This window comes from Streptomyces sp. NPDC033966, assembly GCF_055575955.1.
In genome coordinates, this window is sequence record NZ_JBVIRQ010000026.1 from 20,341 (window position 1) to 33,857 (window position 13,517).

Genomic DNA, 13,517 nt, shown 5'->3' on the forward strand with positions numbered 1-13,517 from the left:
GGGCGGGCCGGCTCCCGGAGGGAGGCGCAGGTGCCAGCTCAGCCGCTCGAGGAGGGAATCGTGGCCGCCCTCGTCGCCGATGCCGTCGCCGGACCCTCCATGCACAATGCGCAGCCGTGGAAGTTCCGCTTCTACCGCGACCGCCGCACCTTCCATGTCCGAGCGGACCTTGATCGGGCGATGCCCCATGCCGACCCCACGGGCCGCGCCCTCCACATCGGCTGTGGAGCGGCCTTGTTCAACCTGCGCGTCGCCGCCGCTCACGCCGGCTGGGAGCCGGCCACCCGGCTGCTGCCCGACCCGGCGGACCCACAGCTGCTCGCGACAGTGACACTGGCGGAACCGGTACATCCCGAGACCGACCTGGCCGAGCTGTATCCCGCCATCCACCGTCGCCACACCAGCCGTAACCCCTTCTCGGACGAGGAACTGCCCACGGCCATCAAGGACGGCCTGCGCGGCGCCGCCATCCTGGAGGGAGCCCGGCTGACCTTCCCCGACCTGTGGCATGTGGAGTCCGTCCTCGACCTCGTACACGACGCCGAGGGCCGCGACGCCCTTGACGACGCGCAGCCCGGCGTCGACGAAGACGTGGTCCGCTGGACTCACCTCGACGAGGACGCCGCCGACACGCCCGCCGAGGGGATCCCCGCGTACGCCTTCGGCCCCCGCAAGCGGGACGGCAACGCCCCGGTCCGTGACTTCGCCGGCCGACGCCCCGTGCCACACCGGGAAGCCGCGACGTTCGAAAAGGTCCCCCACCTCGCGCTGCTGGGCACGGCCGGCGACGAGCCGCAGGACTGGCTCACCGCCGGGCAAGCCATGCAGCGCGTACTGCTCCAGGCAACCCTGGACGGACTGGCCACCTCCCTCACCTCCCACGCCCTGGAGTGGCCCGAACTGCGATGGGCCGTACGCGACCCGCAGTCCGCGACGGGATTCGTGCAGATGGTGCTACGCCTCGGATACGGCGAGCCCGGCCCGGCGACACCCCGACGCCCCGTGGACGAGGTCCTGGAGATCAATCCCTAGCCCTCTTGCCATGGCGGGTCGTAGCGGGCGGCCACGATCTGGCTGCGGGAAGCGAAGTCGCGCCGGCCGCCGCCGAGCGCGTGGCCCGCGAAGCCGAAGCGCGCGTGCTCATCCGGTGCTGGTAGGTGGTGTGGTCGTGGCCGCCCGCCCTGGGTGCGGCCCGGGACATGGCGCCGTGGCAGCCGTCAGCGGCGGAAGCCGGGGCCGCCGTGCATGACGAACAGGCCGAGCAGGACGGCGCACACCACAAGCAGACGGGGTATTCCCGCAACGGGGGCGCCCTGTGCTCGCAGTGGAAGGAGTCGTGCTGGGCTAGGCCTACTTGGATTCGACCCCTCCGAGCGGGTCGGGGCCGGCCGCCAGGGCGTCCCGCGCCGTCTGCCAGGCGGAGTCCCCGGGGTAGAGCTCGCTGCGCAGGTAGGCCCAGGTGAGCCGCGCGAGCGCGGCGACGCGGTCGGGGTTCTCGTCGGTGGTCTCGGCGACGTCGTATCCGGAGACCCCGCCGAGGCCGTGCTCCGCATCGAAGAGGGTGAGGAGGGACTTGGGGGCCGGGGAGAGGGCGTAGGGGTCGGTGTGCCAGTCGGGCCCCCGAACGGTCAGGAAGGCGGAGTCGTCCTTGTCGCCGGCGACCACGAGCGCGGGTGTGGTCATCTTGGAGAAGTCCGTGGTCAGGAAGAAGGAGTAGTTCGCGACCGTGAACTCGGTGAGGGCGTCGCCGCCCCGGCCGGGCGCGGCGAGCAGCACGCCCGCCTTGATCCGGGGTTCGGCCAGGTTGACTTCCGTTCCGTCGTGCGGATCAGTGAGTCGGGCGCCCAGCAGCAGGCTGGCGGTGTGCCCGCCCATCGAGTGCCCGGCCACGGCGACCCGGCTCGGGTCCAGGCGCCCGTTCAGCTGCGGGACGGCGGTCTCGATCACGTCGAGCTGGTCGAGGATGCGCTTCATGTCCTCGGCCCGTGAGCGCCAGTGCGGAGGCGTTCCTGGGGTGTCGGGGTCCGTGTTCAGCGTCCTGGAGTCCAGGTGCGTCGGCTGGATCACGACGAAGCCGTGTGCGGCCCAGAAGTTGGCGAGGGGGGCGTAGCCGTTCAGCGAGGAGAGGTTGTTCGAGAAGCCGAGGCCGTGCGAGAGGAGGACGACGGGCAGGTCGCTCCCGGTCACCGGGGCCGAGACCCGCACCTGCAGGTCCACCGCGCGGCCGGGAGCCGGGAGCACCACCGGGCTGACCGAGAGGACGGGCGTGGCCGAGTTGAGGATGTCGGCTGTGCTGGCGGGTTCACTCATGACGGAGGTGTCCCTTCGAATGGCCTCTGCCGCCGCCCTCGTTCAGCCGGGCGGGCGAGGCGGTGCGGAGCGCCGGCTTCGGGTATCCTGAAGCGGAGCGTTGCTCCATTTAACATATGGAGCAGTGTTCCGTTTCGTCAACAGCCATCGGCCATCGGAAGGAGATTGCGGTGCTCACCGCAGACCAGCCCGGAGGGGAGCGGCCGCGGAGCAAGCGGGCCGACGCGCTGCGCAACCAGCAGACCGTGCTCGCCGCCGCCGCCGAGGTGTTCGTCACCTCCGGCGTCGACGCGCCCATCCGCCAGATCGCGGCCCGGGCGGGCGTCGGGATGGCCACGATCTACCGCCACTACCCGACCCGGGCGGACCTCGTGACCGCCGTCTACCGCCACCAGATCGAGGCATGCGCCGAGGCCGGCCCGAGGCTGCTGGCCGCCTCCGACTCCCCGTTCGCCGCGCTCCGCCAATGGGTCGACCTCTTCGTCGACTTCCTGGTCACCAAGCACGGACTGGCCGATGCCCTCCAGTCCGACAGCGACCGCTTCGCCGCGCTGCACACCCACTTCCTCGATCGCCTGATGCCCGTCTGCGCCCAACTTCTCGACGCCGCGGCCGGAGCGGGCGAGATCAGGTCCGGCACACAGCCCTACGAACTGATGCGCGGCATCGGCAACCTCTGCGTCGGACGGGACGGCGACCCCCGCTACGACCCGCGCCGATTGATCGAACTACTCCTCCAGGGACTGCGGCAACCACAGCCGCCTGGCGTTGACGACACCCCATGACCCCTTCAGCGCGGCGAGTCCACGGCCCGCACCCCGGTTCGGTTCGCACAACTCCCCGCCGACCAGGTTTCGGTGGCCCGCACTGCCGAAGCTTGAGTGCGCCAGCCGACAGCTCCCGCCGAGGTGAGCAGGGCTGCGGTCTTGGGGTGGGGGCCGTTGTTCGCCCGGTCCAGCGGGGAACGGCCGGCACCGCCCTCCTCTGGACCAAGGGCGCTGCCGTCGCCATGCCGATGCTCGCTGCTCCGGACTGCCACATCACGGCGACAGTCATGTGAGCGCCGCGGTGAAGGCCGCGGGCGTCCTCGCGGCCACGGTTCACGTCCTCGACCCTGAGGCCGGTCAGGTTGCCCCCGACGACGCCGTGGAGTCGGCGTTCGTGGCCTTGGCCAGCATCCCTCTGGTGTCCGGCGGCACAGCGGATGGTGTGCGGGGAGCCGTTGCCCAACCGGGCCGAAAACGGGCAGAAGAGAGAACGGTCAACGCCGGGGCTCGCGGGGTTGCGGCGAAGGCGGAGACGAACGGCCCCGAACCCTGCGGCTGGTAGCGACGCGCCCCGGCAGGCAGCTCGGCGCCAGGCAGGCACTGCGGCCGTCGCGGCGTCGCCACGGCTTCGCGGAAGGCACGGAGCCACTGATCGAGGACAGCTTGACTGCGGTGGTGAAGCAAGGCGTCGAGGACCGCATCCGTGGTGGACTCGACGGCCGAATCCACGTGCCGGACGAGGGACATGGCGACGCGGAGGGCGCGCATCAGAGAGCCGGCGACTCCGGCGCGGGCGCCGGAGTCGGTTGTCAGGCGTCCACTTCACCGACCCAGCCGAACTCCAGGAGTTCTTTGGGGAGATACTCGGACTCCACCTTGATCGCCATACCTGCATCACGGGCCATGCAGGCGATCGCGAGCGGGCCTAGCGCGACCAGGCCTTCGCCGCTCCTCGAACGGGCCTCGTTTGCAGTCCAGTACTCCTTGTGCCACGTGAGGGCCTCGGCCAAGGCCGCGTTGAACCGCTCCTCATCCCGGGTCGCATACCTGTGGAAGAGGTTGAGCGGCGGGTAGAGGATTTTCAGCATCAGCTCCTGGCTGGCGATCCGAACATGTGCGGGGTCGGTGCCCTCTACTGCACGGACCAGACTGTCCCACGTCTCCTGCCGCCCGAAACGGTGGTTCTGGATCGTCTCCACCCACGAGTAGATGTACTCGTCGAACTCCGCCCCGGACGCGCGGAGGAAGGGCAGGGGAACCTGCGCGAGCCGGTTCATGCGGTCGTTCTCCCGGCAGATCGCCGCCAGGTAGAAGGAGGTAAGCCAGTTGGCGGCGTGCAGGTACTCCTGAGGTCCCGTCGCCGGCAGCTCCTGTTCCTCGTGGTTGACGCCGATGCGGCACCTGACGGGCCCCTCGGTGGCCTGGCCAGCCGTGAACAGCGCGGAGCCGGTCTGCATGGCGAGGATCCAGGCCTCCCACGTGGTGAACCGGGTCGCAATGGGGTCCGCGAGGCAGTGCCACCTGGCTGCGATAAGTGTGAGCGTCAGGGCGTCATAGCGGTCGTCCTCGGATGTCCCGAGCCCCGCGAGTGCCTCTTCGGCACTCTTGATGATCGGCGCCATAGCCTCGGCCACATTGTCGGTGACGAACGCGTGGCGTGGAATGCGCGTGAGCACACGCCCTCCTTCAGTCGATGTCCAGGTATTCTATCCGAGCACCCGCATATGTGGAGTCGGTATTGTCGAGTCTTTCACTAGAACGAACTTCAGTTTCTTGAGTTTCAGCGCATTGCGTAACTCTCTCGCGATGTCCGCGTCGCCTCCACCGCGGCTTGCCATTTCGGCAAGAATTGCACGAACGTAGGGCCGCGTCCCTTGTTTGACTCGCACGCCCTGAGCCCCGCCGTCATCGCCTATATGTGGGTCCTCCGGGTCCTCTGTGTCGGCTCGCCCCTCGCACCAGTCCAGGTCCCCGGACGGGGCTTTCGCTTCCACGATGAGGTACTCGCCGTCAGAATCGATCCGGTACGCCAAATCGAACACATTGGCACCGTTGGTGTTTCCGGAAGGGGAATTCGCCTATTTACCGTGAACTCGTTCTGACTTACGTGCAGTGCCGCAGCCCGCTCCCCGAGCTTCTCGGAAATCCTGCTGTTGTCGGGAACGCCTCGCAGTGGTTTCTCGTAATGTTGAAGCGCCGCCTCGAGGGCTCTCCTGGTCTTGGTGGACGGCCCTTCCTTGAATGCCTTGTCGGCGTTGGTGAGGTCCACGGACGCCCGCCTGTTCGCAGCCGCCTCAAGGCGGTGGCCATCCTTGGGCCTGTAGTGCTCCTCAAACCATGCCGGATCTTCATTCGCAAGCCGAACATGCTCACGAGTAACGGCTGCCGCTTCTGCGGCTGTCCGCTCCTTCGCCAGCTTCTCGCGGGCAGCCTCGTACTCCGCTCGGTGGACTGCGGCCGAATCTGCGTGGGGGACGTTGTCCCCGACCTGTGTTTCCGGGTGGGCGCCTCCTGCGGGCGAGGGCTCGTGAGGGCCACTGCTGTCGCGGCCGCTGGGGCCGCCGGCGTGGTCCGTGCCGTCTCGGGACTCGGCATGGCCTCCACTGGACGGGGTGTCCGGATGCGAACCGCCGGTGGACGGGGGCATCGGTATCCGCGCTGTTGCGGGGCATGTTGTCCGGGGAGTGGCCGCCCAGCGAGGTGTCTGCCCGGCCCGCAGGAGCGGCTTCGGTGCCGTGGCCCGGCCCCGACATGTCTCTGCCACCGCCCTCCGAAACACGGCTGCCCTTGCCGTCGGCCCGGCCGAGGTGCCCATCTTCACCGGCGAACTGGTGGCCCGTCCCGCTGGGGGGGATGGGCTATGCCCAACGTTGATCGGGTGTTGGGGGCGCCGGCGGTGACTTTCTGGCGTTTGGGGGTCTCGGCTAGGGGGCGGTCGAGACCCTTGGGAACCTTGGTGAGGTCCTGCTTCGGAAGGCCCCTGTGATCCAGGAGCTGGTTGGTGGTCTTGTCGTAGTACTGGGGTCGGCCCAGGGCGTCGTCAGGGAGGCGCATTGTGTCCTGGGGGTGCGGCAGACGCACACCGGGCGGGGGTTGTGCCTTGGGGAATTCCTTCCAGACCACGTCGTCGGGCTTCGGGAAGGCAGCGTCACCACTCGTGGTCAGCTTCGCGAAGAGCTCGCCGACCAGGTGACGATCGTCGCCGCCCGGATCGACCAGGCGGAGTGGCTGGCCGACCGCGTGCGCCGCGCGATTCTGGCGCGGACCCCGGCCGGCGGCCGGGAGTCAGAGCTGTCTGTCCCGAAGGCGATCGTGTGGGCGCGGAAGCTCGTCCTTGATGAGGTCGGGGAGTCGTCGGCGGGCGACGTCGTGGCGTATATCCAGCGGTACAGGCTCGACGCCTCCGAGCGCGAGACTGGTTGACCAGGCAGTCCTAGTCCATCATCTGCGTCTCGAAGGCGCCGAGCTGAGTTCAGAGGGTCGGCCCGTTGCGCCAACCGTTCCACGCGCCGATCAGCTTGGCCCGCAGCCGTTGGACCGCGGCCTGCCACTTCGTACGGGCCTTCTTCGTCGCTTCCGGCAGGAGCACGGCGTAATAGAGCGTGAACGGCATGAGGGCGGCGACCAGCAGGCGGGCCGGCCACGACAGGGACAGGTACGCGTCGATGAGTTCCTGGAACACTTCTTAGTCCTCGTGGTGGGCTGTGTGGCGCAGGAGGCCAGCCCACCTGGGGCTATGCCGCTGCGCTTAGGACGGGCCCGGATCCGGGCCTTGAGGGGTGTTTCAACCCCTGGTCCGGGGGACGAGGCATCTCTGGTGCTCGGAACTTCACCACGCCACAGGGTGAGGTATCGCCGGGCGGATGATGGTGGATGAACTCGTAGCTGGTCACGCCGAGCAGCTGTTCCAGAACCCGCCTGATGATCCGGTGAAGGTGCCGGAGCACGCGCTCGAGGTGGTCCAGGTCGGCGTCCGACAGGAACGGTATGTCTGAGGAGAGGACAAGGACGGTACGTCCGGCCTCGCAGGCACCATCACCGAGCTCGCCTGCGCTCAGCACCCCAACGACAAGGGCTTGCCGTCGTGGGTCCAGCGCAACGTGGTCGGCGTTCCACCATGTGGTTGTTTCACCGCGAACGAACTCGCGTAGCTTGCCGTCAACTTCGATGAGCCTGGTACTGCGGGCGGCGCGCTCATCTTCGATGGCGCCAAGCCACTCCGTAGCCCGCAGGCACAGCGCGGCCGCTTGGAACACGGCCATCATGCCGCTGGCATTCGGTCCGCGGAGGAGCCGCAGGGACGTCCGGCCGACGCCGCCGGTGAAGCTATGGAAATCAAGCATCTTAGGCGGTGCTGGTTTGGCCTCAGGCGAGACCATGCGCACAGGCGACCCGACCGACGGTGCGGGTGAGATCTCGTGCTCGTCAGCTGCCACAGACGACACCGTAGCGGGAGGTGTGACCGCGCAGGCACGATTCGCACGATGCCGGACTCTTGCCGCCTCGGCGCCAACAGTATGTTGATCTAGGAGTTCAGCTTCAGCCTGAAGCCTCGCTCCCTCACCGCGGAGGCCCCACGCGGACGCCCAACCCGATCAACGGGTGGGCCGGTTCCCCGACATCGTCGAGGGACGGGGCCTCCCTGACGTGCGGCTGCCGTCCCGGAATCGGACAGCAGACCTTGCAGATCCAGAAATACTCGCGGCGCGGCGTCACGCGCATCCTGTGGCTCAAGACGGTCAAAGACACTGGCCACCTTCCTACTCGGGCGGAGCTGACCGCCGGCACCGACCTGACGAACGCGGTCGCCGCGATCGACGGCTGGTCGCTGTCGAACCAGGCGATCGAGACCCCTGACCTGGGATCCACGTTCGAGTCGAAGATCCCCGGGGTGGACCAGGCCGACGACTCGTCCCTCGGCTTCTACGAGGACAAGGTCGCGCACGAGATCGAGCAGCTGCTCACGAAGGACTCCACCGGCTGGGTGGTCTTCCTCCGGAAGGGCGACGTTCCCGGCTCCCGGTCCATGGATGTCTTCCCGGTCCGTATCGGCTCCCGGTCCCCGCAGTACAGTGTGGACAACGAGGCCGCCAAGTTCACCGTCGCGTTCTCGATCACGGAGAAGCCGCTTCAGGACGCGCCCGTACCTGCCGCCGCACCGAAGCCGTAACCGCCCTCCCTCCCTCGGCCGGGCGGCACGCTTCGCCCGGCCGGGACCTCCCCCACCACGGAGCTCCCGATGACCAGCACCACCCCCACCAACCCGACGACTCCGCCGGCCACCGGCCGAAACGATCACTGGGCGCGCAAGCTCGCCCGGCTCCGCGCCCGCCAGCTGCCCGAGCAGGTCCTTCAGCTGTGCGACGACTGGCGGCCAAGCAGCGCCTGGACCGGGCGAAGCTGGACGTTGCCCGGCTTCGGCTGGCTGACGCCGAGACCGGCGGCGAGCAGGTGGAGCTGAAGGCGGCGGAGGCCGAGCTCTTCGCCGCGCGGGACGCCTTCGACGAAGTGTCGGTCACGCTCTCCTTCCGGGCGCTGCCCCGGCCGACGCTGGACGGGCCGATACGGCAGCACCCTCCAACGGAGGACCAGGCCGAGGACGGCGACGCCTGGAACCCGACGAGCTTCCCGGCCGCTCTGGTCTCCGCGGCGCATATCGAGCGTGACGACGACGGCCGCGAGGTCGACGGCATGACGCTCCAGGAGGCGCAGGATCTCTTGGACGGCTGGCCGGTCGCGGAGTCCAACAGCCTGTTCGCGGCGGCGTGGCAGGCGCAGCAGATCAATCGTGCGACGGCCTCGGAGCTGGGAAAAGGCTGATCGCTGACGAACGCCTCCGGGCCGAGATGGAGCTGTGCGACCGCTACCGCATCCAGCACTCCCTCCTCCTGGGGGCGGGTGACGGACGGTGGTCAGAGTCGGACCGGGTCAAGGCCCTGGCGTACGAGGCGTACCGGCGCAGCGTGTGTGAGCAGTGCGGCACCCGGGCCGCCAAGTGGGACGAGCAGCACGGCGGGGACCGGTTCGCCTACGTCACGACGACGGTCCGGTGCGTGGGCTGTGAGCTGATCGCCATCGAGCAGCAGGCCGTGCCCGAAGGCCCGGACGGGTACGGAGTCCGGATCGGTCTGGTCCCGCGCACGGCGTGGGGCCGTGCGGCTGACCGAGAAGAGGCGTCGTAGGGCTGTAGAGCGACGTCGGCCGGGCCCCGGCCCCGCGGAGGTGGAACCGGCTGTGCTCAGCTGAGCTTCTTCATCTGGGCCGCCACGACCTCGGCCGGCTTCTCCGCCGTTGCGGAGGTGCTGTGCGCGGTGAAGGTCGCCAGGGTCGTGCCCTTGCGTACGAGGGTCACCTCGATCGGCGTCTTGGTGCCGTTCAGGTCCTGTTCCGCGCTGAAGGACGTGCCTTCGTCACCAGTGGTGGGGGCCGTGCCGGGCGCAATGTTGGTGAGTGTCATCTTTTCGGCGCCGTTGACGACGTTGATGGCGCCGCCGCATGCCAGGCCAGCGGCCTTGATTTCAGCAAGCAAGGTCGCTGCCTTCGTGCCGTACCAGGAGTGCAGGGACACCTTTGTCGTAGTGCTGCCCTTGGTGGCCTGGGTGTGCACCTGGCCACCGGTGCCGGTCATCGCACCGCCGAGGAGGGCGCTGGCCAGGTCCCGGCACTCAGGCCGATCCGTGGAGACGACCGGCCCCTGGAACGCTTCCTCGACCTTGTGGCCGGGAAGGTCCTGCGGGGTCAAGGCCAGGGCGGTGAGCTGCTCCTCGTTCAAGGGCTTGGGAGCTGGCGCTGCGGCCGCAGGTGACGACGGGGCGTCGCTGTGGGGTGAGGTGTCCTTTCCGGCGCTGCACGAGGTGACGAGCAGGGCCGCGTAGGCGGCTGCGACGGCATAGCGGACGGGACGAAGACGCATGGAGGTTCTCCCTGGCAGACAGATGGCAGTGCGTGGCGCGGCCCCCTGTGGAAGGGGCCCGAGGACGAGTGCCCGGCCGGTGGTTGTCCGGCCGGGCACTCGTTGGTGGAGCGGGTGCTGGATCAGCCGACGGCGCGGGCTGTGCCCCAGTCGTCTTCTTCCACGCGCCAGCTGCCGGCGGCCGTGGTGCGGCCTCCGTTGATGAGGTGGAGGGTGCCGTCGTTGCGGGTGGCGTAGAAGTCGGGGATCTGGTCGTTGTTGACGTCGGGGGTGCCGCGCAGGAGGGGCCAGGTGGTGCTGTCCCAGCCGGTGGTGGCGTAGGTGAGGTCCTTGCCGTCGGCGGAGTTGATCGCGAGGGCGAGGGAGTTGATGTCGGCTCCGCCGCCGGTGCCGGGCTTGCCGCGGCGCAGGGCGAGGCCGCGGTCGGGGGTGGTGTCGTCGCGGAAGAGGAGGTCGGGTACTCCGTCGCCGGTGATGTCGCGGATGTCGATGATGTCGCGCTTGGTCCAGCTGGTGGCGGAGAGCTGACGGGCTTCGGTGATGGTGGCGCCGCTGTAGCCGGTGAGGATCCAGAAGGTGTCCCCGGCGGTGGCGAAGATGTCCTCCATCTTGTCCCCGTTCACGTCGGGGACGACGACGATCTGGGAGAACGTGGCCGGGTCGGGCGCGCCCGGCGGAAGCAGGACCTCGGTGCGCTTGCTGATGTCGAAGCGGCCGTTGCCGTCGCCCTGGTAGACGTACAGCTTCCCGTCGGGCATGCGGGCGATCAGGTCGGTGACGCCGTCGCCGGGGTACCAGTCCTGGGAGTGCGCGATCAGTGCGGACTTGCCGCTGGCGTCCTTCCAGTAGCCGGCCTGTACAGGCTTGCCGTTGTCGGTGGCTGCCGGCATCCAGGCGTCCACGTCACCGATGGCGTCGGCGGGGTAGACGCGCAGATCACCCGCCCCGTCGACGACCAGGAGGTCGGCCTTGCCGTCGCCGGTGGTGTCCCCGGGACCGTCGAGGCCCGGGCGCGGTCGTACGTAGAAGGTGTAAGTGACCGGGTTGGACACGTTCCCGGCCTTGTTGACGACGCGGACGTAGAAGAGGTTCGGTCCGGCGTTGTCCGGATTGACGTCGACGGTCACCGTGTCCGACCCGGCCGCCGGAACGGCCTTCTGGTCGTAGACGGGGTGGTTCAGCGACCACTGGAACTCACGAATATCAGCGGGGTTGGTTCCGCCCGCGATGACGGTGATCTTGCCGGGGCCGAGGGTGTTCTTGCTCCACTCGGCGCCGTCCGGGCCGGGGGCGGGGAAGTCCTCGGAGCGGATCGTGGGCGGCGTGGGCTGAGTGTGGTCGACGGTGAAGGTGCACCAGCCGCCACCGCCGGAGTCCATGGGGCCACTGCCGGACCACTGTCCGTCCCAGTCGATGGCCTGGGCGAGCCAGAAGTACGTCTTGCCGGGGGTGAACTTCTCCCACGGAACGGTCACGTTCGCTACGCCGTCGCCGTTGGTGTCGCGGAGCTCATCGGCCACGGGCGAGCCGTCGGCGGACCAGATCCTGAAGCTCAGCCGGCGCAGATTGCCGTCGCCGTCCGTGGCCTTGGCACGGAAGTCCACATCGGTTTTGCCGATCTTGGTGTACGGCTGCCCGGTGACGCACCCACCGCCGGGCGAGGTGCTCATGTTCGCCAGGACCGGCGTGTCGGGCACCTTGCTGTACTCGACCTCGATGTACGGGGCGCTCTCACCATTCGCCTGGAACTTCTTCCAGTAGCTGGCGTCGCTCTCGTTCGGCGAACGCAGCCCCAGGGTCAGGCTCTGCCACGCGCCTCGGGCACCCTCCTCGACCTTCGACTTGATGTCGATGCCGACCCAGGAGTCCGGACAGGTGCTCTTGTAGCCGTGCCCGGTGCTCGCGCCGGCGATCCGGTTGCCCCAGAAGGTGCCGTTGTTGGTGTTGTTCCACGTGCTGGAGCTGTTGATCAGCGGCGTGTGGTACACGTCGAAGGCCCTGGGGTCGCAGCCCCAGGAGTAGGTCTGCAGCATCCGCAGGTTCGCCGAACGGATCTGGCTGCCGTGGATCTGGGTCCCGAAGTCGAAGATGAACGCGGCACGCGAGGTCCCGCCGGTCGTCGACTCGTAGCCGACACGCGCCTCAGGGGTGCCGCTGCCGCTGTTGTAGTTCTGGCCGTTCCAGAAGCTGGAGCCGCCCTCGGTCTTGTAGAACGCCGTCCAGTTCTGCTTGTGCCCCTTGAAGGAGGGGTCGATGAAGACCGGGTACACCGTGTCCGCGTCGTTGAGCAGCTGCGCGTTCGGCGTCACCGTCAGCACGCTCTCGGCCGACAGAGCCGCCCCGGCAGCCTTCGCATGGTTGCCCTCCGCACCGTTGAGGCCGGGCAGGGCGAGGGTCGGGTGGTCCTTGGCCTCGGGCACGGGCTTCGCCTGCGGCTCGCCCTCCGTGACGGCCACCTTGCCGGCCGAGTCCCACATGAACGGGGTCGGGGAACCGGCGATCTCCCGGCCCTGCGCGTCCTGGGCACTGACCGAGCGGGATTCCTCGTTCAGGTGGAAGGTCAGGTCCGGTGAGGAGAGCCGGTAGTTCAGCTGGCCCAGCAGTGGATCGGATGCGGCCTGCTTGTCCTTGACCACGAGCACATGGGTGTAGCCGCCATCCTGGGCCGTCATGACCAGGTCGATACCCGGCCGGACGTTCTCGTACAGGGCACGCGGGCCCGAGATGACCGGTTCGGGCAGCGGCCCCGGCCAGGACACGACCAGGTCGTGCCCTTCCGTGGTGAGCCGCACCAACTCGCTCCACGCGGGAGCGGGCCCATCCGTCTTCATGGCGGCGGGGCGGGCCAGGGCCACACGGGAGGTGCCGCGCGAAGCCCGCTCGCCTCCCCCGCCGTCGGCGGCCTGAGCCTTCGAGCCCGCGCTGAACACCACGCGTCCGTTGACGGCCTTCGGTGCGAAGCCGCCCTCTACCCGTTCCAGCGTCGTGTCGACCGGCTTCCACTCGTTGCCGACCTTGGCACGCGTCGCCAGGCTGGAGACCCGCAGCTTGAAGGTGCCGCTCGGCTGCGCCCACGTGGTGGTGTGCGCTGTCGCCTCAGCGGTGACCTCGACCTCCTTGCCGCTCTCCTTCGCCAGACGGCGGGCTTCGGGGGCGGCGACCGGGCCGTGCGCCTTGGGGGAGGGCTCCTTTTCGGGTTTCCGCTCAGGTCCGTCGAGCTGCATCCCCACGGGGACGGCGACGGCAAGGGCGAGGAGGGCGGCCAGCCCGCCCACGGCACGCCGCCGCCGGTACCAGCGGCGGCTGGACGGGTTTTCAACTTCTTTGGCGGGCAAGGGCATTGGTGGATTCTCATCCACGGATTCGCCGACCGACATTTCTTTCCTGCTCCCCCCTCGGGCCCGCAGATCGCGCCCCTCGGTACTCAGACAACAGCTCCGACTTCCTCCTGGAGGACCAACGGTCCGTGCTCTTAAGCACCTTCCAGGCGCGGGTCGCGCGAGCTGAGCATGAACCATGAAGTAGGG

At 68.8% G+C, this 13,517-nt stretch carries 12 protein-coding genes; 6 read left to right on the forward strand and 6 right to left on the reverse strand.

Annotation, left to right across the window (positions count from 1 at the left end):
- Positions 1-30 precede the first annotated feature (30 nt).
- A complete protein-coding gene (locus ACZ518_RS37630; RefSeq protein ID WP_469117528.1) occupies positions 31-1,032 on the forward strand; it encodes an Acg family FMN-binding oxidoreductase in 1,002 nt (333 codons plus the stop codon).
- A gap of 318 nt (positions 1,033-1,350) precedes the next feature.
- Here the strand turns inward: ACZ518_RS37630 and ACZ518_RS37635 are convergent, their stop codons facing one another.
- Positions 1,351-2,310 (reverse strand): alpha/beta hydrolase family protein, encoded by a 960-nt coding sequence (locus tag ACZ518_RS37635; RefSeq protein WP_469117529.1) that lies wholly within the window; start codon positions 2,308-2,310, stop codon positions 1,351-1,353.
- Positions 2,311-2,480: 170 nt separating this feature from the next.
- Here ACZ518_RS37635 and ACZ518_RS37640 point away from each other — a divergent pair, with 170 nt between their 5' ends.
- Positions 2,481-3,095, forward strand: coding sequence for a TetR/AcrR family transcriptional regulator (locus ACZ518_RS37640; protein WP_469117530.1), 615 nt, complete (start codon positions 2,481-2,483; stop codon positions 3,093-3,095).
- Positions 3,096-3,886: 791 nt separating this feature from the next.
- On the opposite strand, the gene ACZ518_RS37645 is transcribed toward ACZ518_RS37640, so the two are convergent.
- Positions 3,887-4,753 (reverse strand): immunity 49 family protein, encoded by an 867-nt coding sequence (locus ACZ518_RS37645; protein WP_469117531.1) that lies wholly within the window; start codon positions 4,751-4,753, stop codon positions 3,887-3,889.
- A 1,306-nt stretch (positions 4,754-6,059) separates the two neighbouring features.
- Here ACZ518_RS37645 and ACZ518_RS37650 point away from each other — a divergent pair.
- Positions 6,060-6,500 carry a hypothetical protein gene (locus tag ACZ518_RS37650; RefSeq protein WP_469117532.1) on the forward strand — a complete coding sequence of 147 codons (441 nt, stop codon included), beginning with the start codon at positions 6,060-6,062 and terminating at the stop codon, positions 6,498-6,500.
- Positions 6,501-6,549: 49 nt separating this feature from the next.
- Here the strand turns inward: ACZ518_RS37650 and ACZ518_RS37655 are convergent, their stop codons facing one another.
- Both ACZ518_RS37655 and ACZ518_RS37660 read right to left on the reverse strand, forming a co-directional pair.
- Positions 6,550-6,759, reverse strand: coding sequence for a hypothetical protein (locus ACZ518_RS37655; RefSeq protein ID WP_469117533.1), 210 nt, complete (start codon positions 6,757-6,759; stop codon positions 6,550-6,552).
- 52 nt (positions 6,760-6,811) lie between these two features.
- Complete coding sequence (locus ACZ518_RS37660; protein ID WP_469117534.1) at positions 6,812-7,513, reverse strand: hypothetical protein; 702 nt, start codon at positions 7,511-7,513, stop codon at positions 6,812-6,814.
- 245 nt (positions 7,514-7,758) lie between these two features.
- On the opposite strand from ACZ518_RS37660, the gene ACZ518_RS37665 reads away from it, so the two are divergent.
- The 3 genes from ACZ518_RS37665 (at position 7,759) to ACZ518_RS37675 (ending at position 9,259) form a co-directional block, all read left to right on the forward strand.
- A complete protein-coding gene (locus ACZ518_RS37665; RefSeq protein ID WP_469117535.1) occupies positions 7,759-8,247 on the forward strand; it encodes a phage tail tube protein in 489 nt (162 codons plus the stop codon).
- Positions 8,248-8,435: 188 nt separating this feature from the next.
- On the forward strand, positions 8,436-8,897 hold the full coding sequence (locus ACZ518_RS37670; RefSeq protein WP_469117536.1) for a hypothetical protein: 462 nt from the start codon (positions 8,436-8,438) through the stop codon (positions 8,895-8,897).
- A gap of 26 nt (positions 8,898-8,923) precedes the next feature.
- Positions 8,924-9,259: a hypothetical protein gene (locus ACZ518_RS37675; RefSeq protein ID WP_469117537.1), complete on the forward strand. Its 336-nt coding sequence runs from the start codon at positions 8,924-8,926 to the stop codon at positions 9,257-9,259.
- Positions 9,260-9,315: 56 nt separating this feature from the next.
- Here the strand turns inward: ACZ518_RS37675 and ACZ518_RS37680 are convergent, their stop codons facing one another.
- A complete protein-coding gene (locus ACZ518_RS37680) occupies positions 9,316-9,990 on the reverse strand; it encodes a hypothetical protein (RefSeq protein ID WP_469117538.1) in 675 nt (224 codons plus the stop codon).
- Between the two features lie 122 nt (positions 9,991-10,112).
- Positions 10,113-13,331, reverse strand: coding sequence for a DNRLRE domain-containing protein (locus ACZ518_RS37685; RefSeq protein WP_469117539.1), 3,219 nt, complete (start codon positions 13,329-13,331; stop codon positions 10,113-10,115).
- Positions 13,332-13,517 lie beyond the last annotated feature (186 nt).

Excerpts from the sequence above, each read along its gene's own strand:
- ACZ518_RS37635 (WP_469117529.1), bottom strand. The coding sequence starts at position 2,310 with ATGAGTGAACCCGCCAGCACAGCCGACATCCTCAACTCGGCCACGCCC.
- ACZ518_RS37680 (WP_469117538.1), bottom strand. The coding sequence starts at position 9,990 with ATGCGTCTTCGTCCCGTCCGCTATGCCGTCGCAGCCGCCTACGCGGCC.
- ACZ518_RS37685 (WP_469117539.1), bottom strand. The coding sequence starts at position 13,331 with ATGCCCTTGCCCGCCAAAGAAGTTGAAAACCCGTCCAGCCGCCGCTGG.
- ACZ518_RS37675 (WP_469117537.1), top strand. The coding sequence starts at position 8,924 with ATGGAGCTGTGCGACCGCTACCGCATCCAGCACTCCCTCCTCCTGGGG.